We start from the raw sequence: 21,303 nt of genomic DNA, 5'->3' as shown, positions 1-21,303 counted from the left end.
CGCGCTGATCGTGTCGGTGCCGCCGGTATCCTCGATCAGGACGGAGCCGCTGCCGGCGACGAGGTAAAGATCGTCGTTGTCCCCGCCCGCCAGCGTGTCCGCCCCGTCCTCGGCGTACAGCCGGTCGTCACGAGGCCGCCGACGAGCAGGTCGTCGCCGGCTCGGCCGTAGAGCCAGTCCTTGCCGTCGCCGCCACGCAGCACGTTGGCCCCGCTGTTGCCCATCAGGATGTCGTTGAAGGTGCTACCGGTCACGTTCTCGATCAGACTGAGCCGCTCGTTGGGGTCCTCCAGGTCCACGATGACGCGGAAATAGGCGTCCTCGTAACTCGCCGTATCTGTCCCGGCGCCGCCGTCGAGCGTATCGAACCCAGCCCCGCTGAAGAGGGTATCGTTCCCGTCGCCGCCGATCAGGCTGTCGTTCCCGTCCTGCCCGAACAGGGTGTCGCCGTCGGTGCCGCCGCGCAACGTGTCATCCCCGTCGCCCGCGAAGACGGTGAAGCTCCCGTTCTCGATGGACACGCTGTCACCTTTCGAGCCGAGGCGCAGCACCTCGATGGAGACGAGGCTGTCGATCGTGGCGTTGGTTGTCACCCGCCCGCCTCCGGTAGACAGGCCCACGCTGCTGATGCCAGTGAAGCCGGTGTAGTCCACCGTGTCGCGGCCCTCGCCGCCATCTATCGCGTTGTTGCCGCCGCCGCCCCGGATGATGTCGTCTCCCGCCATGCCGGCCAGCGCGTTGCTGGCGGCATTGCCGATGAGCACGTCATTTCCCCAGCCGCCGCGCAAGGAGCGGAAGCCCGTGGCAGTGTCGATGCCGGCGCCGCCCGTGTCCTGCGCCGTGGTGATAGCGAGGGAGACGGTTACGGCCGCCAGGCTCGTCTCGTAGGAGAGCATGTCGCCGCCGCCATTGCCCGTCATCGTGTCGTTGCCGAGGCCACCCTCGATGATGTTGTTACGGTCGCTGCCGGTCAGGCTGTCGTTCCCGGAGCCGCCGCGAAGGCTCTCCATGGAGATCAGCGTGTCGATGCCGGCCCCGCCCGTATCCTGCGGCCCAACGATCGCGAGGGAGACTGTGACCCCGGCCGTGCTGGAGGCGTAGGTGGCAGTGTCGTTGCCGATGCCGCCATCGAGCGTGTCGTTGCCGCCGGCGCCATCCAGCACGTTGGCCCCGGTGTTGCCGGTCAGGTGGTCATCGCCCTGGCCCCCTGTCAGGTTCTCGATGCTGATCAGCGTGTCCATGCCGGCGCCGACGGTGTTCTGCGCCCCGGCGAATGCGAGAGAGAGGGTGACCGCGATAAAGGCGGAGAGGTAGGAGGCGGTGTCGGTCCCGAAGCCGCCGTCCAACGTGTCGTCGCCCTCACCGCCGTCCAACGTGTCGTTTCCACGGTAGCCGTTGATGGTGTCGGCGCCGCCCAGGCCGCTCAGCGTGTCGTTCCCGACATCGGAGAATGGGTTGGAGGATGGGCCACCATAGATTGCATCTGCGGCGCTCGTCCCGTCGCGACTGTCGGCGCCAGCTGTTCCGTAGATCGTGGCCATGTGCTCTCCACACTCCCTAAAGCTGGGCCGGCGTGTCCGGCCGGTTTCTTGTGCGAGGACGAAGGCAGTCAGGCAGACTTTACAGACCTCGACCTGGGCGGGGCCTTGTGACTATCAACTACGATTTCTCCTAAGACGCGAGAGAAATTCCGGATTGCCCGAGTGTTGCTGAATTCACGAGGCGTTGCTGTGCAACTCGCCGAGATGAAGGCTCTGGCGATACTGAGATTGACGATGTTCCATGCCGCGAGCGCCATAAATTAGGAATCACCTCGATCGCCTTGATGGCTCCTCGATCGGCAGTAGACCAATGCGCTGGTGTGCGGCTCGTCTTCCGTCACCAGCCCGGCCGTGGTCACTAGCGGAACCATCGTTGCGTCGTCAGACGCAGGCACCTCCTCCGCAGCCCGGCCTTAAGCATGCTCCGGAACACGGCATTGCGTTCGGCGGTCGGCAGGTTTGGCGATGCTTCGGCCAGCCGCGCCGGGTGCTGGGTGGCCAATGCCAGGATCTGCGCCTGTGTGGGGGAAAGCGGCTTTACCATTGTCGGCTTCCTGGATCGGACTCGACCAGTCGGGCTCCACGACCCACAGCCCTGACGCGAGGGGGTTAGGGTGCCGGGAGAGGATGTTGGTCCCCCTCGCGCCATCAACGCTTCGCTCTGTTCGGGGAGGAAGCCAAGCAGCTTCATCGCCAGGCTGGCCAAAGAACCCGTCGATTGCTCTGACCTGCTGGACAGGCTGGGCGAGGTGGACGGGACCGGGGGGGGCTGGGAGCGCCTGCTCAGCCGTGCTGACGAGGTGCGCTGGCCAGAGCCAAAGTCACGCCGCCCGGCGAAGCTGCCGCCGAGACGCGACTTCAGGTGGATCAACCGGCCCTCGTCCTGCGTTACGCCAGGACGGCTCCCCTCCCGGAGCTGCGGCGAGGGAAGGCGCATGACAGGCGGAGTGCGGGTCGGAACGGCCGGGTGGAGTATTCCCAAGCAACACGCCGAAGAGTTCGATGCGGACGGCAGCCACCTGGAGCGCTACGCGCGCCGCCTGCCCGCCGTGGAGATCAACTCCTCCTTCTATCGCCCGCACCGGCCGGCTACCTATGAGCGCTGGGCCGCCAGCGTCCCGGGCGGCTTCCGCTTCTCAGCGAAGGTCCCGCGCACGATCACCCACGATCGCCGGCTGCAGGACGCGAGCGAGCAGCTGCAGCGCTTCCTCGGCGAGGTGCGGGCTTTGGGTGACCGGCTCGGCCCGTTGCTCGTGCAGCTGCCGCCGAGCCTGTGCTATGACGAGGAGGTCGTGGAGCGTTTTCTCTCGGAGTTCCGCGAGGCGTTTGACGGCGGGCTGGCCTGCGAGCCGCGCCACGAGAGCTGGTTTACGGACCAGGCCGACAAGCATCTCGCGCATCATCAGGTGGCCAGGGTCGCGGCGGATCCTGCCGTGGTGCCGCGGGCGGCCGCGCCAGGAGGATGGCCGGGGCTGATCTACCACCGCCTGCATGGCTCGCCCGAGGTCTACAGCTCCCCCTACTCGAGCGAGCAGGTGGGCGCCATCGCCCAGCAAATCCGGGCTGCCCGCGGCGAGGGGCGTGAGTGCTGGTGCATCTTCGACAACACCGCCCTCGGCTGGGCGACGCGGAACGCGCTTGACCTGCTGCGGGCGGTGTGACCGCGGCTTATAGCAGGCTCCCCTGCCGGCCCTTCGCTGGCCGCACATCACCGCCGGGCAGGTCCTCCTCGGCCGGCGTGTCCGACTTCCCGTGCCCCACCACCCGCAGCAGCCCGTCCGGCAGCGGCCGCTGCAGTTCCTTCGCCACGCCCCAGGGTGCCGTCATCCAGGCATCCATCTCCTCCGGCTCCGTCAGGATCACCGGCATCGCCTTGGGATGGATCGGCGCCACCTCGGCGTTCGGCTCGGTGGTGAGGAAGGCGTAAAGGTCGGCCGTCACCTCGCCCTCCTTCACCTTCCGCGTGCTGGTCCACTGCGGCACCCAGATCCCGGCGAAGAAGGCGAGCGGCCGGTCCTCACCGTCGCCTAGGGCGAACCACGCCGGCACGGACTTCCCCTCCACCTTGTCCGGCTCGCTGAAGGCAGTGAACGGGACAAGGCAGCGGTGCTCTGGCGAGAGCCAGCGGCGCCAGTGCGGCGAAGCGGTGTTCCGGACGTTGGTCACGCCCGGGTCACTCTTTTTGCCCTGGAGGGCGAAGGCCGGGGACGGCATGCCCCAGCGCGCCAGGGCCATCTCGCGCCCCCCCTCCGCGGCCGTGCGCACGATGGGGGCGGCGTAGTCGGGGTAGATGCCCGGCAGTGGCTGCAGATTTCCCAGTAGGTCGCGCGCGGCGCCCAATGCTTGGCGGATGGCGTGCGGGTTTGTCCGGACGGTGTAGAGGTTGCACATAGGCCGGAGCGTAGCGGCGAGGCTGCCCGAAGGGCCAGTACGGCGCCGGGGCTACTGTCTCCCGGTCGCGCCTTCTCAGGCGAAGGCGCGTAGCGGCCCAGGCCGCATTGTCGGCGCCGAAGTGAGCCCGCACCTGCGTGGAAGATAGATCGCCCGGCAGGCCGTCCGGAAGAGATCCCCGCCGGCCGCTCCGTTCCCCGACACATCTCCAGCCCAGGCGACATGCGCCCGCCGGAAAGTCGTGGCGCCGCAGCCGGGGATGCGCCACTTCCCTCAACGCGTCCCGCAACCAGGGCGGGTTGGCGTTGCCGATACAGCGTCAGGCGGGCCGGCCGCGCGATCATTCTAGGCTGCGGCCGTGAGGGGCCGCCAATCCCCCAGGGTGTCCGGCAGCCAGGGCCGGATGGCCCAGCCCAAGCGTCTTGAGGGCATGGCCGCCCGGCAATCTGCGCTTGGCGAGGCTGTCACAGATCCTTACGAATTCACATCGATGTGCGCCAGCATCCCTACCAATCATTTGATCTAGTTAGCAAAAATCCCACGGCACGGCACTTGCTACCCCATAGCAACGGTCAGAAGCTTGGAGCGGGGGCCCAAAATGCGTTCATTCAAGGTGGCACTGCTCGCCGGCACCACGCTGGCCCTGCTCGGCGCCGGTAGCGCCCACGCGGCGTCCTACGCGATCTCCGTCATCACCGGCCTGACCAACGGCAACGGCTTCGACACGACCAACACGGCGCCGGCCTTCAGCGGATCGACCGCCTCGGCCACTTTCACCTACACGGGCAACCTGAACTTCATCAACACGGCGCCCCAGAATAATCCGTCCAACCCGCCGGGCGACCTGAACAGCGCCTTCGGCTTCACCGCGGCCAACGTCACGAACTACTCGGGCACCGGCACGGTGACCTACCAGGGCACCCAGGTCGCTGACTTCAGGAACGAGAACCGCTTCCTCAAGTCCAGCGGCAGCGTGTCGGACTTCGGCTACGGGTCCTACTACACCATCGCGCTGGGCAACCTCGCCGCCGGCACGACCCTGGTGATCAATCATGACGACGGCCTCAGCCTGTACCGGGACGGTGTCCGTGTCGCCGGTGGCGCGAGCGGCCCCACCACCGTCGTGGCGGATACCTTCAGCAATCTGACGGCCGGCAACTACACGCTGTACTACAGCCGCCAGAATGGCAGCGCGTCCGTCCTGCAGGTGGCGGTGCCCGAGCCCACCTCGCTGGCGCTCTTCGGTGCCGGCCTGCTCGGCCTTGCCTACATCCGCCGCGGCCGGAGCAACCGGGCAGCCTGAGTTCAGGCGACTCTAACCTCATGTGAAGCCGGTTAGGGGACCATATCCCTTGGCCGGTCCTCCGTTCACCGTGCTTTGATTTCCGCCTCAGCCTCGATCCCCCTCCGCCTCGCCGGCGGCGAAGTGCGGATCGCACCCACTGTGTCGGTGCTGATGGATAGGGCCTGACAGGGATCGTGGCGCCGTCATCAAGCCTCAGGCCCACGGGCTACAGGTTGCTCAGTCCGACGACGAAGCGGACGAGGGTCCACTGTCCGAAGTAGATGACGACCCGCTGTCGTGGCTGCTGACGGATGGTGAACTGCATGGCGAGCTATCTGGCGACGACGGCGGAGATGACGGGCATCGTGACGGACCTTCCTGCAACAGCGAGGCCGGCGGTGAGAGTGGGCCGGCGGAGTTGAGCGGGCTGAATGGGTCCGTGAGCAGGTCGGGCGCAGTTGGCCGATCGGGTATGTCCTTGACGCCAGTTGCGTGGGAGCATCCATAAATCCGCTGCTTCCGCCGCTCCTTCTGGGCCCACCATGCCGCCTTTGCCGAGCGCGACCACCACCATGGCGGGGCTCCGCGCTGAAGCTCGACGGCTGTGAAGGCGTAAGCCATGCAGTCTCTCCTCGGCTGGACCTGCCCTGGGGGAGATCCCCTCCTCAGCGTCCGTCGGATCCCCGCTCCGCTGCTTCAAGGCGCTCCCGAGCCGGCCCATACCGCCGCTCTACCATGTCCGGGATGGCGCGTTCGGGCATAGAGTTGTGGGCGTTGTCAGCCAGCTTCACCCGGATGGCCCAAAGGTCGCCGGACGCTGCCAGCGCCGCGATCCAGTCCTGGTAGATCGCGCCCGCCGGCTTGGTGAGAAGCTGCACCAGCTGGATGGCTTCCTCCGACACGCCCTCCGCGCGCAGGCTCTCGGCAGAAGCGCCAGTGTCCTCCATGGCGTCATGCAGCCACGCCGCCTCCAGCGCGTGCGGAGGCGCTTCGGGCCAACGCTCGCGAAGGATGCCAACGACGGCCGTCAGATGGTCGATGTAGGGGGCGCCCTGCTTATCGACTTGGCCGGCGTGAAGGCGGCTCGCGAGGGTGGCGGCAAGAAGGGTCATGGTGGGGAGTTCTCCTTCTCCTTAACCTATGATGGCCGATCAACTTGTCAGCCCGCCACGGCCCACCTGGACCCATTGCTCCGAGTAACAGACACTGCAATCGGGCCAGTGGCTCAAGCTTGGGCCAGCCTGGGAGCGGGCGATGATCGGCGGAGAGCATGTCGCGAGTGTCGCAGCCAGCGAGGCTGGCCTTGGCATTTCGCTGGCCTTCATCGCAGGCGCGGTAAACACGGGTGGCTTCATGCTGGTCGGCCAGTACACCTCCCACATGTCCGGCATCCTCTCCGCGATGGCCGATGCGGTTGTCCTTCAGGCCCTCGGGCCCGCCCTGGCCGGAACCTTGGCCGTGTTCGCATTCCTCTCCGGCGCCGCGCTCTCCGCGATCTTGATCAACTGGGGCCGCCGCCACCCTGGGCAGCCGCCTCACGCCTTGCCGCTGGCGCTGGAAGCCGTACTGCTGCTCGTGCTCGGCATCCTCGGCGGGGCGGTACAGGCAGAACCAGTGGCAACGCTGGCCGTGCCGCTGCTTTGCTTCCTTATGGGGCTGCAGAACGCCACCATCACAAAGGCCTCCGGCTCGCGGATCCGCACCACACACATGACGGGAGTAGTGACGGATCTCGGCATTGAACTCGGGAAGCTTGCTTATCGGAACCGCAGTCCGACGGGGCCGGGCGGCCACATGGTACGAGCTGACCGCGCAAAGCTGCGCCTGCTGTGCTCTATCCTGCTGGCATTTATCCTGGGCGGCGTGGGGGGCGCGCTTGCCTTCGCGAAACTCGGTCTCGCCTCCACCGTACCGCTGGCCGTGGCGTTGCTGCTGCTGGCCGGGGCGATTGTCCGGGCGGAACGGCATATTCCGAGGGCAGCCTAACTTCGGCGGCGGGCGCGATCCGGCAAGGCCTGGCTTCGAAGGGCCGACAGCCGCGAAACGGAACGTTGCAATGCGGGCCAAGGAGGCCTGAGCCGTCGCGACGCACCCTTCCTCTCCCGAGAGGGAACTTCAGCCGTCGAGCCGTCACGTCGGTGACACGTTCCACGTCAGGTGAGTGTGGCGGCTCAGTACGGTGCCAAGTGAACAGGTTCCTTGATGTCGCAACGGTGTGACGGGTCGGACAACAACCATGACGAACGCCCTTTCACCTTTCCGCTCTCCAATTTCCGGTAGTGGCGACAGGGACAACCTTCCTCGCTGGGCCTTCCGCGCTTCGATTTAGGGGGAGCGTCACTGCCTCCTTCCATCCCGATTGCGCACCCTCAGAAGGGAATGGTCAGGCTGATCGAGCCGAAGGCCTGTCCGCCTCGCTGCCCGTCGAACTCGGAACTCTGCCAGACATGGGTGTAGGCAAGCCGCGTCCCTCGCCAGAGGATCGCGGCTCCCACCTGCGCCTCCCCCACGAACCATTTCCGGTCCACGCTGGCGCTCTCGCGGTAGGTGCTGCCGTCGAGGAACAGGTTCCGCGCCACAGCCCGCCCGCCGGCGCCGCCAAAAATATACCACCCGAAGTCGTGCTGCGGGCGCTGAAGGGGCGAGCTGGAGATCGCCGGCCGGATCCGCGCCGGGCCCCAATCTGCTCCCAGCGCGGTACCGATGCGCAACAGCCCGCCGGCCCCGGCATAGGTATAGGCGGTGCCGAGGGCGAGGGTCGCCACCGGTAGTACCTCTGTGTCCAGCCCCGCGATACGCCCAGTCGCCACCCGCCACTGCCGCTCCGCGACCAGCCCGAAGGTCACTTCGTCCCTCAGCTGATTGTCCCAGCCTTCCGCGTGGTACTTGTTGATCACGTCATGCCAGCGGTTCTGCGTGAATTCCCCACCCGAGGCCGAGCCCACCACCCCAAGCTGGAAAGCGAGCGAGGTCCGCGTCAGCGCCGTCTCCCTCTCCAGGTTCAACGACCCGAACAGGTGCCCGGCATAGGGGCGGTCGGTCGGGTCGGGCACATGCCGCCGGATCTCCTCCGGCGTGAAGATGGACTGCTCCAGGGAGATCCCCCAGCGGAACTCGCCTGGCCCTAGAAGCCAGGAGAAGCCCCGATCCAGCCATGCGACCGGCCCAGCGGGCGTGGTAGCCGGAGAAGTCCAGTGCAGCATCAGGCCATTGGTGTAGTAGCGGTCCGTGCCGCCGAACATGTCGTTCTCGTCCCCCAGCGTCAGCGTACCCCCCGCATAGGGCGAAACACGCGATGCCTCTTGCGCCGAAGCGGGCTGCAGGAGGAGCAGTGCAAGCAGGAGGGTAGGAGTGAGGCGCAAGGCAGTACGGAACATGCGATCGTCCGGGCAGTGAGGGGCACTCGGTAAACCTCGAAAGTGGACAGAGAAAGGCTTCTTTGCCGCCATCCCGACGAGGTGATCTCACTGCGAAGCCCGACAGCCGCTCTGGGACCGCCGGTGCCTACCCAGCGGCACGGGTGAGAGAGGGAGAAGACCCTTTACGATAGGAAGGGACAGAAGGACGATGGTGGCCGCTCTCAGGGCGTTCAGGCGGCGCGGGATCGTGCGGCTTCATCGTGGCCTGGGCCGCTAGGCGCCTCGCCACCAGCGTCGCAGCGGGATGGTATGATCCACATCCTTACCGACCGGGCCAGTGCCTTCTGGCTGCCTGAAGCGCTGGTCGCTGCCTATTCAGACCTCGCGGGGCTGGAGATGCTGCTGCGCGAGCGGGCCATCCTGCCTCGAGCGGCGAGCGCTGCCTTCCCTCTTGCGGATAACCGGCCTTGGTCCGCGCGCGTCGAAAGGGGCCGGGATGACGATGTTGCTTTGGGTCGTCTCAGCGGGCCGGATCGGTGATGTAGGCTCGCCGCCCGGTCAGGCGGGTTCCAGACCCAAGGCGTATCGTGCCGTCCCGCTGGGGCACGGCCAAAGGTGCGACCTCCACCTGGGTCACGCTGCCCATGCCAAGCATGCCTGCCACCTTGGGCGTGACGCTCACGATCCGCCCTTCCGATGCGGGCAACCGGTCGCGCACCCGCACCATGGCCACCCGCCCATTCCGCAGGTTCCGGATGCGGGCCGTCGTCCCAAGGGGCAGGTCCGCGCTCGCCGCAGTGTCGGAGTTCAGCTCCACCCGGCCGCCATCGGCCATGCGCCGCCCGGCGTGGCCTTGGGCGATCACAGCAGCCTGACCGCGGCGCGCCTGCCCGGATACATCCACCGGGTCTGGCACGTTCGCGAAGGCTGAACCGCTCGCCAGGAGCGACAAGGCGAGTAGGGCAGCGATGCGCGACATGATGCCTTCCGGAGATGGAGGCTGTGTAACGTCCGGCTGCCATCGCGAGTTGACCGGCCAAGGAGCGCAGGGGCGAAGGGCCGGCCGTTGCGCACGGAGGGGCGCCGTTGCGCCGCCGCATAGGGCATTCGCCCAGCCTCTAGGACCCACCGGAAGGCTGCCTTCAATCAGGTAAAGACCAAACGAGAACCGTCCGCTGTTGGGCTTTCAGCAAAGACAGGAAGTTCTCTCAGAGAAAGTCACAATAAATTTTAGCCGACCTATCATTTGTTGCCGAACATTCATCGCAAATTCGTAGTACAAGGAACAAGCGAGGCATCATTTCCGAGCAAAAATTCCATAGAGAGTAAAACATTGCATGAACGTTGCCTCTCGCAAATCCGTCGAAGCGCCCCCGACGGATGTCGTTGACCTGTCCACCGGTCCTGGAACGAGGATTTTGGCTCGGCTTGCTGAGCAGGAAGATCGCGCAGCCAAGTTGACTGACAGCCTGAGCCTTCAGCAGCAGCGCGCCCTGGCTGCGAGTACTCAGCGTTCCCCGACATCGTCGGACGTAGCGGTCGGCCGCGAGATCCGGGAACTCCGCCGGGTCAGGAGGATGACACAGAAAGCGCTGGCGAGAATGGTGGGGGTTACAGGGGCCCAGCTGCATCGCTATGAGGTGGGAACCACCCGTATCGCGGCCAGTCGCCTCATCGCGATCGCGAATGCTCTGGACATCCGGCCAGACGTGCTGATCGCGGCCGGCTCCATCCAGGATGTTCCGACACCGCCCGCAATGGCGCTGCCGCCCAGCGCCGGCGACGACATTGCCGAGTTGCTTCAGGTCTTCTGCACGATCACCGATCCGAAGCGTCGTAGCGCGCTGATCGCGGTAGCCAGGATGATGGCCGGCTAGCCCGGCCGCGCCACCACCAGGGCGGAACTGCGCCGCGGCATTCCTGCGTCGTCCTGGCAGGACCCTGCTCAACGGATGGACCTCTCGCCCGAACAACGCCGCTACAGCCTCTAGCGCCAACCTGAAGGAGGGCATTCCTTGCCAAACAAAGTAAGGCTAGCCCACCCCTTCGCCTACACCTGCCCCAAGTGCGGCGGGGCGATGCGCAACGGCGAGGGCGAGAACGGCCTGTGATTCCATTGCTCCATCGGGCACGAGTTCTCGGCGGCCGACATGGACGTGCGAACGACGGACATGGTGGATGCCGCCCTGGGAGCGGCGCTCCGCGTCCTGGACGAGCGGGTAGCCCTCTGCGGCGATTTTGCCGATGCGGCGGCCCGGGCGGATGAGCCTGACCGCTGAGATTACTGGCTGGAACTGATGGAAGAAATCGAACTGAAGGCCAAGGTGGTGGCTGGCCTCCTCGACCGGGGCTGGCCAGATCCGTCGGAATGATGGGCGGGCGCTCGGCCGCTTCCGGTTGCGCCCCGAGCCTCGCGATGCTGGCCGCGGTGGAGAGTGGAATGATCGTCGTGGTGGAGGTGCTGGGCCAGGATCTGGGCGAGGACAGCGCCAGCGAGGCCTGGCTCGTGCCTACCGTGTCGGTGGTGGTGGACAGGGGCTTGTGGGGCGTCTAGCTAGGCGAAGACGTCCCCGCCATTGGTAAATGCAGCAAGCAGATTCTCGGCATAAATCTTCACGGCCTCGTTCATGGTAGGGGAACCAAAGCCCCACAGGTATGAAGCGACCGAGAGGGTGGAGTAGACCACCGCACCCTCACCGAGACGGTAGCCGTAAGTCACGGCCTCGGTGGGCAACTCGGTGGTCAGGATGATTTCGGCGTCTGCCCGAATTGATGCGACAGGCGTGTAAGGAAACTGGCGGCTGTTTTCAACATCGAGGCTCGTGTCGGTAACAACGCCGAAGGGCCCCTGGGCGATAGGACCGTCGTCGTCCACAACCTCGATCTGGCCTCCAGTTTTGTAGCGAACATCCATTCCCTCGCCGCCAGGAAGGTTATGAGGGGCGGACAGGCCCGTCGAGCCGTGAACAAAAAGCACGCCGCCGTCGCGTACCCAGGCCTCCAGGGTCGGTTGGGCCAAAGTGAACTCACTGTTGTTGCTGGCGGACATGTTGGTCACGAAAACCGCATCGACCCGCGCCAACTCGACGGCCGAAAGGGTGTGGAGCGTCACCGGGGTCAGCCCCGTATCCCTGACGAAGGTGTTGAGCGTGGGTTCCCCTCTCCCGCTGAATATCTCGTAGGTGCCCACTCGTTCGATGTTGAACCCGCCCTGCCCCGGGTGCTCCACAGTGAGAGTAATATCCGAACTCACGGAGAGGCCACCCAAATCGGTGGCGGTGAGATGGAGCGCCACGGTGGGCTCAGTTGCCGCATCGAGAGCCTGTCCCTGCCGCAGGTAGAGCGTGTCACCGCGGATCTCAAAGCGCGCATCATCGACCGTAATCACGGCCTTGTCGCCCTGGTCTGGGTCGGCCACTACGACGGTACCGATTCGCTGGCCGCCTGGTCCCGCCGTCCCATCTACGGCACTTTGAGGGGCCAAGGTGATCCCGGTCGGTGCGTCGTTGACCCCGGTGACGCGGATCGTAGCGAGAGCCGTCCCAAAGTCACCGTCGGTGTCCCGCACGATGTAGAACACCGGGACATCAAAGGTGGCATCTTGCCTGAGAAAAGCGAAGTCCGCACCCGTCGCGAAAGTCAGCGTGTCATCCGGCGCAAAGGTTGCAGTGCCGCGTGGAAGTCGGGAGATGACGGACAAGGCCGAAACCAGATCGGGAACCTGATCGTTGGCCAGGACATCCAGGGACACCGTGTCGCCAGCCGTTACCGTGGCGAAGTCCGGCTGGGCCGTGACCGGATCGTCGTTGGTGGGCACGCCGACGCCATCCACCACGACTTTGATGGACTCAAATCCCCGAACCAGCGCGCCGAGATGGCGAGAGAACACTATTGCACCATTCGCCAAATCGGTTGTCAGCCGGGGGATATCGACTTGGGCAACGAAATCCAGCCACTCAGCCCGGGTCATCACAAGGCGAAGCTCATCCTGGCCATCGCCGCCATCGAGCACATCTTTGCCGGTCCTGCCATCGGCGAAGTCGAGGATGAGAACGTCGTCTCCCGTGCCTCCGCTGAGCCGATCGTCCCCCGCGCCGCCGTTCAGCACGTCGTCACCGCTTCCGCCGAGAAGGCGGTCTTCCCCGGCACCCCCGAAGAGCCGATCGGCACCATCGCCCCCGTCCAGGCGGTCGTTACCCTCGTTGCCATCGAGGCGGTCGTTGCCTCCCGCACCACGGAGCGTGTCGTCGCCCGCTCCTCCTGCGACAAGGTCATCCTGGGACGAGCCAAGGAAGCGATCGTTGCCCTGGTCAAGCCGCGAGAAGGCGTAGCTATCCGCTGGAAGGTCGGATGCGTTGATGAGGTCGTCGGCCAGCGTTCCATCCAAGCGGCGACGGGGCATGGCCGGACATCCTCGCGGTCTGTTTCGAGGAAGCGTGCTCCCGCGGGGCGCGATGGGTCAATGTTTCTAGGCCGCATCGAAAGCAGGCCGCGTGCATTTCTCCGGCCCCAGCTGGCAGCCACTGCCCCTTCAGGTGGTGGTGCGCCGCCAGCGGCGACGCCCTGCGCGCACTTTCACTTTGCTTTGGCGGGTAACAGGCAGGGCGACCCGTCTACGAATGGAAGGGGCCGCCAGATGTCTCTGGCGACCCCTCTCGGGCCATCGAGGCCCAGACCCCAGGACAAGAACCTGGGCTCTCTCTGACGCGGCTCTTTACGAGTGCTGGCCGGCGCCGCCCGTCGCGCCGCTCAGGGCCAGGAAGTTCTGCTGCGCGCTGGAGGTGGCGCTGGCGAGCGGGGTGCGGCCCTCCGCGGCGACCCAGCGGCCGGAGGCAGTGGCGCCCTCGGGCACACGGTCCTGGTCGGCAAAGGCCGGAGCGGAGGTCAGCGCACCACCGATCAGGGCGGCGGCGAGGGCAAGGCTGCGAAGGTTGATCATGGCTGCATGTCCTGGGTGAATGGGGCGGCGGGGTGCCGCCCTTCGGTGACAGGGAGATGCGCCTTCCCAGGCCATCACTCCAACGCAGGAGGTGGATTCCACCTATCCATGAGGCGAATGCAGCAAAAACCCGCAGCCCGCCGCGAAGTGGCTGCCATGATCGGCATCCCCTAGAGAGTGTTCGCGCCCAGCACCTACCGCTGCGCCGTTCGGCCCCAGGCTTCGTACGCCATCGGTTGCCAGTTTTGCGCAGGGCTGCGTCTTCCGGCACGTTGCTCCGTTACCCCCTTCAACAACATCACAAGGCACACCTATGGCGAACCTCCCTCCCCTTCCGCCTGCCGGTCGCGCACCCCAGGGCGGCAAGAACGCCACCGGGGGCAAGGCTAACCCCAAGGACGCCTGGGCCGGCACCGTCCGCAGCGGCGGCAAGCAGGGTGGCGTGAGCAGCGCGACCCAGAGTTCGCGCAAGACGGGGGATCGCTGAGCCTCAGGGTCTCCGGCCAGTAGGGCTGCGCTGGCAACGTGCCCTTCCCTCACCGCAGGGCCAGATCTTCGATGCTGGGATCGAGCGCGTGGAACGCCGTTGCAGCCTCCCGCAGATCTCGGCGGCTGCGGGGCCAGTACAGCACCGTCATCCCAAACCTCTTCCCGCGGCAGGGTCAGGCCGATAACTGCCAGTCCGCTTCCGGGTCTCTAGAAGCAGGGCCGGACCAGCTCGCAGCATAGCCGGGTTCCGATGATGTAACGTAATCATTACGAATCTGGGGTGACGCGAGCGTTACCTTCCGCTAAGTACCTTTCCATGCGTCCCCACCCGAGAGGCCTTGTTCGCCTTCTCGCCTGCCTGCTGCTCCTGCAGTGGGCCGGAGCCGAGTTGCCGCACGCCCGCGCCATGGCGCAGCTCGCCTCGGCGCAGCTGATCGAGCTCTGTAGCCATGACGGAACACGCCGGATCTTGGTCGGCGAGGATGGCCAGCCGATCAAGGCGAGCCAGACCGTAGACTGCTGCACCCTGTGCTTCGCTCCGGCCGCCCTCCCGGTGGCCGAGCCTGTCGCCGTGCCGCTGCCTGTCGCCTATGCCCTGGTGACCGAGCATTTCGGGCGGGAGGGACTGCCCTCCAGCCCGCCACGCGCACCGCCCCAACAACCCAGAGCACCACCCTCCACCTGACACCGGCTTGTCGCCGGGCACGGCCCACCGCGCCGCGCCCGGCCCCGTCATGCGTGCCGAGCACGCGCGCACCACCGCTGCTCAGGAATGCGCTCCATGCGCCCGATCTTCCTTCCCTCGCGCCCGGCGCGCGACACGAGTCTTGCCCCGTCTTTCCTCGCCTCAGGGCATCCACCACGCACCACCCTGGCCATCGGCCTCGGCTGCATCCTGCTCTCGTCCACCGGCCTGACAGGTCCAGTCCTCGCCCAAGAGGCGACGGTGCAGGTACCTGAAGTCAGCGTGGAGGGTCGCGGCGCTGCCGTTCGCCTTCACCAGACCAGCCAAGCGGGGAGCCTCCTCGGCCTGACCCCGGCCGAAACGCCGGCCACCGTGGACGTCATCACCCAGGAGGAGATGCAGGAGCGCGGCCTGCGCGACCTGGTGGAGGTCTACAACGCCGCCCCCGGAGTGCGCGCGGGCAACATTCCCGGCGCCCCTGCGGTGGCCAACATCCGCGGCCTGCCCCGGACGGCGGTCGGGTACCTGCTGGACGGGGCGCGTGCGATCGACCCCGGGCTCATATCCCGCACCTACGACAGCTTCGCCTTCGAACGGGTCGAGTTCATCAAGGGGCCGGCCTCTGTCGTGAACGGCACCGGGTCGCTCGCCGGCTCCATCAATCTCGTCACCCGCCAGCCCGTCATCGGGAGCGACTTCTACGAGGGCCTGCTCGGCTATGGCAGCTTCAACAGCCTGCGCACGGGGGCGTCCTTCAACCACTCCTACGGGAACTGGGGGGCGCTGCGCTCCGCCTTCAGCTACTCAAGCTCGGACGGCTACGTCGACGACACGGATAGCCGACGGATCTCCTTCACCACGGCCTTCACGGCCCGCCCGACCGACCGGCTGACGCTCGATACCTCGGTCGCCTATTTCCACGACAACTACGGCACGCCCTACCAGGGGACGACGCTGGTGCCCCGCGCCTTCGCGCGCGACCCGAGCGACATCGTCTCCACCGCCAATGGCTTCGTCATCGATCGCGCCACGCGAAGCCGGAACTACAACGTCGAGAACGGCGTTCAGCGCTCCGACGCCTTCTGGCTGCGGCAGAACGCCCGCTACCGCCTGTCCTCCGAGTGGACCCTCTCGAACGAGTTTTCCTATTACACCTCCGATCGGCGCTGGGCGAACTCGGAGGACTACACGTTCAACGCGCGGACCAGCCTTCTGGACCGCACATCGACCCTCATCACCCACGACCAGCAGTTCGTCTCGGATCGGATCGCGGCCTCCTATGACGGCCGCATCGGCGGCCTGCGGAACCGCTTCACCGGGGGCTACGAGTTCTACCAAACCGACCTCACCTCCCACCGCCGCTTCGGGACGATGGCCTCCGTCGATCCTTTCAACCCGGTCCGCGGCATCTTCCCGGCCGACACGGCCGCGAACTTCCCGACACGGCAGGACTTCGACAGCACCGCCCGTTCGCACTCGGTCTTCGCCGAGAACGCCCTCAACATCACCCCTTCCTGGCTGGTGCTGGGTGGAATCCGGCATGAGGGGATCGACCTGGACCGGCGGGTGGACGACCTGAATGCCGGCACCACGACCCGCTTTAACCGCCACTTCGACAGCCTCTCCTGGCGCCTGGGCACGGTTTACGAGGCGTTGCCGAACCTCTCCCTCTACGCCCAGTACACCCGCGCCACCGTCCCCATCACCACGCTCCTCCTCAGCAACACGGCGAACGCCCGCTTCGACCTTTCCTCGGGCCACGCCTACGAGGTTGGCACCAAAGCCTCCCTCCTGGACAACCGGGCCTCCGTGACCGCCTCGCTCTACCAGATCGAGCAGGACGACATCCTGACGCGGGATCCGTCCCAGCCCGCCCTGGTAAGGCAGGGCGGAAGCCTGCGCAGCCGTGGCGTCGAGGTGGACATCCTGGCCGACGTCACACCGCAGTGGAGGGTCGGGATGAACGCCGCCCTGCAGCGGGTCGAGTACACGGAACTGAGGGATAGCGCAGGGCGCGACCTGTCGGGCCGTCGCCCGCCGAACTCCGCCAACTTCCTCCTCAACGCCTATACCAGCTACCGCCTCAGCGACATCCCGCTGAGCTTCGGGGCCTCGGTGCGGCATGTCGGCACGAGCTACACGGACGACGCCAACACCATCAAGGTCGAGCCTTACACGCTGCTCGACGCCTTCGTGGCCTATGAGGTCGGCGGTGGAACACTGACGCTCCGGGGGCGTAATCTGACCAATGCCTTCTACGCGGAGTGGTCCGGCTTCGGATCGCAGCAGGTCTACCTGGGCGCACCGCTTAGCGTCGATCTCACCTACAGCATCCGGTTCTGAGAGGGGCAGGGTCATGGCAGCACCCACTCGGTCGCTCTACGGTATGGTCTGGCGCTGGCACTTCTATGCAGGGCTCTTCGTCATCCCGTTCCTCGTCATCCTGTCCCTGACCGGGACGGTTTATCTCTTCGAGAGGGAGATCAACGACGCCCTGCAGCCAGGGCTGCGCTTCGCCTCCTCGGCTTCCGCCCCCTCCATTCCCGCGAGCGCGATGGTGTCGGCCGCAGAGCAGACCTATCCGGGCGGTCGCGTGACCCGCATCGACATGCCGGAGGAGCCGGGGCGCACGGCGCAGCTCTTCCTCACCACGGGCCAAGGCGAGGCCCTGCGGGTCTTCGTAGATCCGCTGACGGGCCAGGTGCTGGGCTCGCATGTCTACGAGCGGACGCTGGTGGGCTTCGCAGACCGGATGCACGGATCATTGCTGCTGGGGGATTTCGGCGACGCGATCGTCGAACTGGCCGCTTCCTGGACCCTCATCCTCGTCCTCAGCGGCTTCTATCTCTGGTGGCCCCGGGGTGGGCGGATGGACGGGAAGTGGTTCCCGCGCCTGCGGGCACGGCGCAGGCCTCTCTGGCGGGACATCCACCAGGTGGTCGGCCTCTACACGGGGGCGCTGATCGTCTTCCTCGTCATCACCGGCCTGCCCTGGGCGACGATCTGGGGCGGGCAAATCCTTTCGCCGGTCAGCAACGCCGTCGGCCTTGGCTATCCTGAGGGCTCACGGCGCCCGATGCAGAGCACGACCGGTCCGGTGGCGGCGGCCATGCCCGACGCGCCCTGGACGCTCCATCAGGCGCCCATGCCGGCCTCCCTGGCCGGGGCGGCGTGCGGGACCGACCACGCCTCGCACCACCATGCGGGCGGGCCAGCCTGCCCGACCTCCGGATCGGTTCACCTGGACGCCGCCGTGCAGATCCTGGCCCAGGCCGGGATGCCCGACGGCTACCGCCTGAACCTGCCCCGCGGGGAGAGAGGGGTCTACATGGCCGTTAGCTACCCGCACCGGCCGGAAGGGCAGCGGACGATCCATATCGACCAGTACTCGGGCGAGATCCTGGGCGATGTCGGCTTTCGGGAGTACGGCGCCGTGGCGAAAGCCGTCGAGCTCGGCGTCGCCATCCACATGGGCCGGTACTTCGGGCTGGCGAACCAACTCCTGATGCTGCTCCCCTGCATCGGCATCCTCGTGCTCGTGACCACCGGCACCGTGATGTGGTGGAAGCGGCGCCCCAAGGGTGAGCTTGCCGCTCCTCCGAGGGTGGCACGCCCCGTCCCGCCGGGATTGCTGGCCATTATCGGCGGGATGGGTATCGCGTTCCCACTCGCCGGGGCATCGATGCTCGTGGTCGGCCTGGTGGACGCCATTCTCGGGATGGGAAGCAGATGGATGCGGCCTGCCGTTGAACCCTGAGGGACGAGGCGATCCTTGTGCCATCCCGGGCAGTGCATGATTGCCCGAGCTCGCCCATGTCCCCGTGTGGGACGCTGCCGAGAGCGAGCAGGTAGCTGAGAAGGGCGCAAGGCCGCTGTAGGCCTCCGCCCCAACCTGCAGCAGCCCGGCCGCGGTGATCCGCACAGCCGCCGCCGCACCGCCGTCTGGGTCAGGCAACTGCTCCTGCATCCCAGCCTTCAGCATGCTCTACCCGATGAGGTGAATGTCGGAGGCGGCAAGGGCCGGGTGGCCGTTGATGGTGGCGAGCACATCCCGCCCTGACCGCCCGCGCCGTCCAGGTCCCACCACAGCCGGCCGGTGCCGGCTTTATAGACGATCTACCCGACCCCGCCGCGAAGTAGCCCGGTAGTGTTGGGGGTGAACTGTGGAATCTTGAGCGCGCTACCCGATCCTCCCCCCCAAGCCCGAGGCCGAGATTTCAAGCGCGTCCCGGTTGAACCTCTTCCCAGGGCCCTAATGTGTCCTCCGTCATCGACCTGCAACAATATCTGCGCTACCGCCACAGGGGTCACAGGCTGGTCTGGAACTGACGCATGGTCCTCAAGCTCTTCCGCATGCTGATGCCGCGCGACGACACCTTCGTGGCCGCCTTCGCGAAGCAGGCCGCCCGCACGGTGGATGCCGCCCACGTCTTCCGCGCCATGCTGGAGGACCCCGCGAACGGCGCCCACTACACCGAGCTCCGCCGGATCGAGCGCGAGGCGGACGAGATCAACCGCGCCACCATCCGCTCCATCCACCGCAGCTTCATCACGCCCTTCGACCGCGCGGACATCCTCACCCTGACGGACGCGCTGGACGACGTGATCGACCGCATGAAGGACGCGGGGCGCCGCCTCACCCTCTACAAGGTGGCGGTCACGCCGCAGATGCTGACGATGGCGGACTGCATCATCCGCGCCTGCGAGAGGCTGCGCGACGGCATGCCCCTTCTCGGCGATATCTCCGGCAATGCACGTGCCCTCGGCGCCATGTGCGAGGCGGTGGACGCGATCGAGAGCGAGGCCGACCGCGCGCTGCAATCCGGCATGGACGCCCTGTTCGACGGAGGCGATACCAACTCCCCCGGCCACAAGCTCATGGTGCAGATGGTCTATGACGGCATCGAGGCGGTGGCGGACCGCTGCGAGGACGTGACCGATCTCATCCAGGCCGTCATGGTCGAACAGGTCTGAAGGTCCCGGCTCGTGACCGACATCAGCATCGGGCTGCCGCTCCTCGTTGGCCTCGTCGCCGTTGCCCTCTTCTTCGACTTCCTGAACGGGCTGCACGACGCCGCCAACTCCATCGCCACCGTTGTCTCCACCCGCGTGCTGGCGCCGCGCGTTGCTGTGGTCTGGGCCGCCTTCTTCAACTTCATTGCCTTCCTCTTCTTCGGCCTGCACGTGGCGGACACCATCGGCAAGGGCATCATCGCGGCGGAGGCAGTGGACCCGGCCGTGATCGGCGGCGCGCTGGTCGGCGCCATCGCCTGGAACATAGCCACTTGGGTCTGGGGCATCCCCTCCTCCTCAAGCCACGCCCTCGTTGGCGGGCTCGTCGGGGCAGCGATCGCCAAGGCGGGGTTCTCGGCCGTCCTCTGGGGCGGCGTCGGCACCGTCGCGGCCTTCATCGTCGTCTCCCCGCTTCTCGGCTTCCTCCTCGCCCTGCTCCTCGTCCTGATCACCAGCTGGGCCGCGCGCCGCTCCACCCCCTACGCGGTGGACCGGCGCTTCCGCATCCTCCAGCTTCTCTCCTCCTCCCTCTTCAGCCTCGGCCACGGCGGCAACGACGCGCAAAAGACCATGGGCATCATCGCCATCCTCCTCTTCTCCCAGGGGATGCTCGGCGAGAGCTTCCACGTCCCCTTCTGGGTCGTCATCGCCTGCCATGCCGCCATGGGCCTTGGAACGCTGATGGGCGGCTGGCGGATCGTCCGCACCATGGGCTCGCGCATCACGGAGCTGCGCCCCGTCCAGGGCTTCTGCGCGGAGACGGGCGGCGCCCTATCCCTCTTCGGAGCCACCTGGCTCGGCATCCCCGTCTCCACCACGCACACCGTCACGGGCGCCATCGTGGGCGTCGGGGCCGCCCGCCGCGCCTCCGCCGTCCGCTGGGGCGTCGCGCGACGCATCGTCTGGGCCTGGATCGTCACCCTGCCCGCCTCCGCCGCCGTGGGCGCGCTGGGCTACTGGATGGGCGCGGCGCTGCTGGGCTGAGAGGAAGCCCGGCAGCAGCTTCGGCCTGATGCCAACTTCAGGGGCATTCGCCCTGGCTCAGACCGAGGGCCGCTCCGCCCCGTACTGCGCCGCCAGGCGTTCGAGCAGCAGGCGCAGATCGTCCTCGTGTACCTTCCCGGCCGCTTCTGACAGCGAGAACCACCGCCGGACGCGCTGTTCCCGCTCCGGCCAATCGCCGAGCTGCTGGCCAACCCACAGCGCGAATACCTCCACTCGGCACGGCATCACCTGCTCCTGCGGCATCGCCTTCACGTAGCTGTAGACTCCCAGGGGATCAGGCTGGACCTCACCGACCAGCCCGGCCTCCTCGAAGGCTTCCTTCGCCGCCACCTCCGCTCCTGTGAGGCCCTCCTCAGCCCAACCTTTCGGCAGCACCCAGCGCCCGGTTCCCCGGCTGGTCAGCAGGAGAACGCGCACTTCGCCTTCCTGCCGTCTCAGCGGCACGGCGGCAAACTGTTGCCCGCTTTCACGAAGAACCCGCCCCGGCACAGATCGCTCCCTCCATCATTGGCGTCAGCTCAGGGACCTGCTTCGATCCCGATGCTCGTCCTCTGCTTATCCTCGGTACATAGCCGTCGTTCCCCGCTCCTTCGAGC

General features: G+C 66.8%; 20 protein-coding genes. 12 read left to right on the top strand and 8 right to left on the bottom strand.

The genetic code is table 11. The features are described from left to right. Positions 1-35 precede the first annotated feature (35 nt). Positions 36-1,541, bottom strand: coding sequence for a calcium-binding protein (locus NRP21_RS27165; protein WP_257719383.1), 1,506 nt, complete (start codon positions 1,539-1,541; stop codon positions 36-38). Positions 1,542-2,476: 935 nt separating this feature from the next. Here NRP21_RS27165 and NRP21_RS27160 point away from each other — a divergent pair. After that, positions 2,477-3,202, top strand: a complete 726-nt coding sequence (locus tag NRP21_RS27160) for a DUF72 domain-containing protein (RefSeq protein ID WP_257719382.1) — start codon at positions 2,477-2,479, stop codon at positions 3,200-3,202. A 7-nt stretch (positions 3,203-3,209) separates the two neighbouring features. Here NRP21_RS27160 and NRP21_RS27155 read toward each other — a convergent pair whose 3' ends face one another. Then, positions 3,210-3,932: an SOS response-associated peptidase gene (locus NRP21_RS27155; protein ID WP_257719381.1), complete on the bottom strand. Its 723-nt coding sequence runs from the start codon at positions 3,930-3,932 to the stop codon at positions 3,210-3,212. Between the two features lie 598 nt (positions 3,933-4,530). On the opposite strand from NRP21_RS27155, the gene NRP21_RS27150 reads away from it, so the two are divergent. Next, positions 4,531-5,235 (top strand): PEP-CTERM sorting domain-containing protein, encoded by a 705-nt coding sequence (locus NRP21_RS27150; protein WP_257719380.1) that lies wholly within the window; start codon positions 4,531-4,533, stop codon positions 5,233-5,235. 647 nt (positions 5,236-5,882) lie between these two features. Here the strand turns inward: NRP21_RS27150 and NRP21_RS27145 are convergent. Further along, positions 5,883-6,329 (bottom strand): HD domain-containing protein, encoded by a 447-nt coding sequence (locus tag NRP21_RS27145; protein WP_257719379.1) that lies wholly within the window; start codon positions 6,327-6,329, stop codon positions 5,883-5,885. A 142-nt stretch (positions 6,330-6,471) separates the two neighbouring features. Here NRP21_RS27145 and NRP21_RS27140 point away from each other — a divergent pair, with 142 nt between their 5' ends. Next, positions 6,472-7,203, top strand: coding sequence for a YoaK family protein (locus NRP21_RS27140; RefSeq protein WP_257719378.1), 732 nt, complete (start codon positions 6,472-6,474; stop codon positions 7,201-7,203). A gap of 383 nt (positions 7,204-7,586) precedes the next feature. On the opposite strand, the gene NRP21_RS27135 is transcribed toward NRP21_RS27140, so the two are convergent. Continuing rightward, positions 7,587-8,594, bottom strand: coding sequence for a lipid A deacylase LpxR family protein (locus tag NRP21_RS27135; protein WP_257719377.1), 1,008 nt, complete (start codon positions 8,592-8,594; stop codon positions 7,587-7,589). A 291-nt stretch (positions 8,595-8,885) separates the two neighbouring features. Between NRP21_RS27135 and NRP21_RS27130 the strand changes: the two genes are divergently transcribed. Then, positions 8,886-9,116, top strand: coding sequence for a hypothetical protein (locus tag NRP21_RS27130; RefSeq protein WP_257719376.1), 231 nt, complete (start codon positions 8,886-8,888; stop codon positions 9,114-9,116). Here the strand turns inward: NRP21_RS27130 and NRP21_RS27125 are convergent. Then, positions 9,097-9,555: a septal ring lytic transglycosylase RlpA family protein gene (locus tag NRP21_RS27125; RefSeq protein ID WP_257719375.1), complete on the bottom strand. Its 459-nt coding sequence runs from the start codon at positions 9,553-9,555 to the stop codon at positions 9,097-9,099. The genes NRP21_RS27130 and NRP21_RS27125 overlap by 20 nt on opposite strands. A gap of 358 nt (positions 9,556-9,913) precedes the next feature. On the opposite strand from NRP21_RS27125, the gene NRP21_RS27120 reads away from it, so the two are divergent. The 3 genes from NRP21_RS27120 to NRP21_RS27110 all read left to right on the top strand — a co-directional run bounded on the left by NRP21_RS27120 (position 9,914) and on the right by NRP21_RS27110 (position 11,130). Further along, complete coding sequence (locus tag NRP21_RS27120; protein ID WP_257719374.1) at positions 9,914-10,453, top strand: helix-turn-helix domain-containing protein; 540 nt, start codon at positions 9,914-9,916, stop codon at positions 10,451-10,453. Positions 10,454-10,726: 273 nt separating this feature from the next. Further along, positions 10,727-10,855 (top strand): hypothetical protein, encoded by a 129-nt coding sequence (locus tag NRP21_RS27115; RefSeq protein WP_257719373.1) that lies wholly within the window; start codon positions 10,727-10,729, stop codon positions 10,853-10,855. 89 nt (positions 10,856-10,944) lie between these two features. Continuing rightward, positions 10,945-11,130 (top strand): hypothetical protein, encoded by a 186-nt coding sequence (locus NRP21_RS27110; protein ID WP_257719372.1) that lies wholly within the window; start codon positions 10,945-10,947, stop codon positions 11,128-11,130. On the opposite strand, the gene NRP21_RS27105 is transcribed toward NRP21_RS27110, so the two are convergent. Both NRP21_RS27105 and NRP21_RS27100 read right to left on the bottom strand, forming a co-directional pair. Further along, entirely contained in the window at positions 11,131-12,978 is a 1,848-nt protein-coding gene (locus NRP21_RS27105; RefSeq protein ID WP_257719371.1) for an Ig-like domain-containing protein, read from the bottom strand. Positions 12,979-13,290: 312 nt separating this feature from the next. Further along, on the bottom strand, positions 13,291-13,515 hold the full coding sequence (locus NRP21_RS27100) for a hypothetical protein (RefSeq protein ID WP_257719370.1): 225 nt from the start codon (positions 13,513-13,515) through the stop codon (positions 13,291-13,293). An 805-nt stretch (positions 13,516-14,320) separates the two neighbouring features. Between NRP21_RS27100 and NRP21_RS27095 the strand changes: the two genes are divergently transcribed. The 5 genes from NRP21_RS27095 to NRP21_RS27075 all read left to right on the top strand — a co-directional run bounded on the left by NRP21_RS27095 (position 14,321) and on the right by NRP21_RS27075 (position 20,686). Then, entirely contained in the window at positions 14,321-14,689 is a 369-nt protein-coding gene (locus NRP21_RS27095; protein WP_332844183.1) for a DUF2946 family protein, read from the top strand. Positions 14,690-14,785: 96 nt separating this feature from the next. Then, positions 14,786-17,032, top strand: coding sequence for a TonB-dependent receptor (locus tag NRP21_RS27090; protein ID WP_257719368.1), 2,247 nt, complete (start codon positions 14,786-14,788; stop codon positions 17,030-17,032). Positions 17,033-17,045: 13 nt separating this feature from the next. Further along, on the top strand, positions 17,046-18,446 hold the full coding sequence (locus NRP21_RS27085) for a PepSY-associated TM helix domain-containing protein (RefSeq protein ID WP_257719367.1): 1,401 nt from the start codon (positions 17,046-17,048) through the stop codon (positions 18,444-18,446). A 575-nt stretch (positions 18,447-19,021) separates the two neighbouring features. Then, positions 19,022-19,663 (top strand): DUF47 domain-containing protein, encoded by a 642-nt coding sequence (locus NRP21_RS27080; protein ID WP_257719366.1) that lies wholly within the window; start codon positions 19,022-19,024, stop codon positions 19,661-19,663. Positions 19,664-19,675: 12 nt separating this feature from the next. Next, positions 19,676-20,686, top strand: a complete 1,011-nt coding sequence (locus NRP21_RS27075; protein WP_257719365.1) for an inorganic phosphate transporter — start codon at positions 19,676-19,678, stop codon at positions 20,684-20,686. Positions 20,687-20,743: 57 nt separating this feature from the next. Here NRP21_RS27075 and NRP21_RS27070 read toward each other — a convergent pair whose 3' ends face one another. Then, complete coding sequence (locus NRP21_RS27070; RefSeq protein WP_257719391.1) at positions 20,744-21,151, bottom strand: NUDIX hydrolase; 408 nt, start codon at positions 21,149-21,151, stop codon at positions 20,744-20,746. Positions 21,152-21,303 lie beyond the last annotated feature (152 nt).

This window comes from Roseomonas populi, from assembly GCF_024594815.1.
In the GTDB taxonomy this organism is placed as follows: Bacteria; Pseudomonadota; Alphaproteobacteria; order Acetobacterales; family Acetobacteraceae; genus Roseomonas; species Roseomonas populi.
This window is presented reverse-complemented; position numbering and strand designations above follow the sequence as displayed.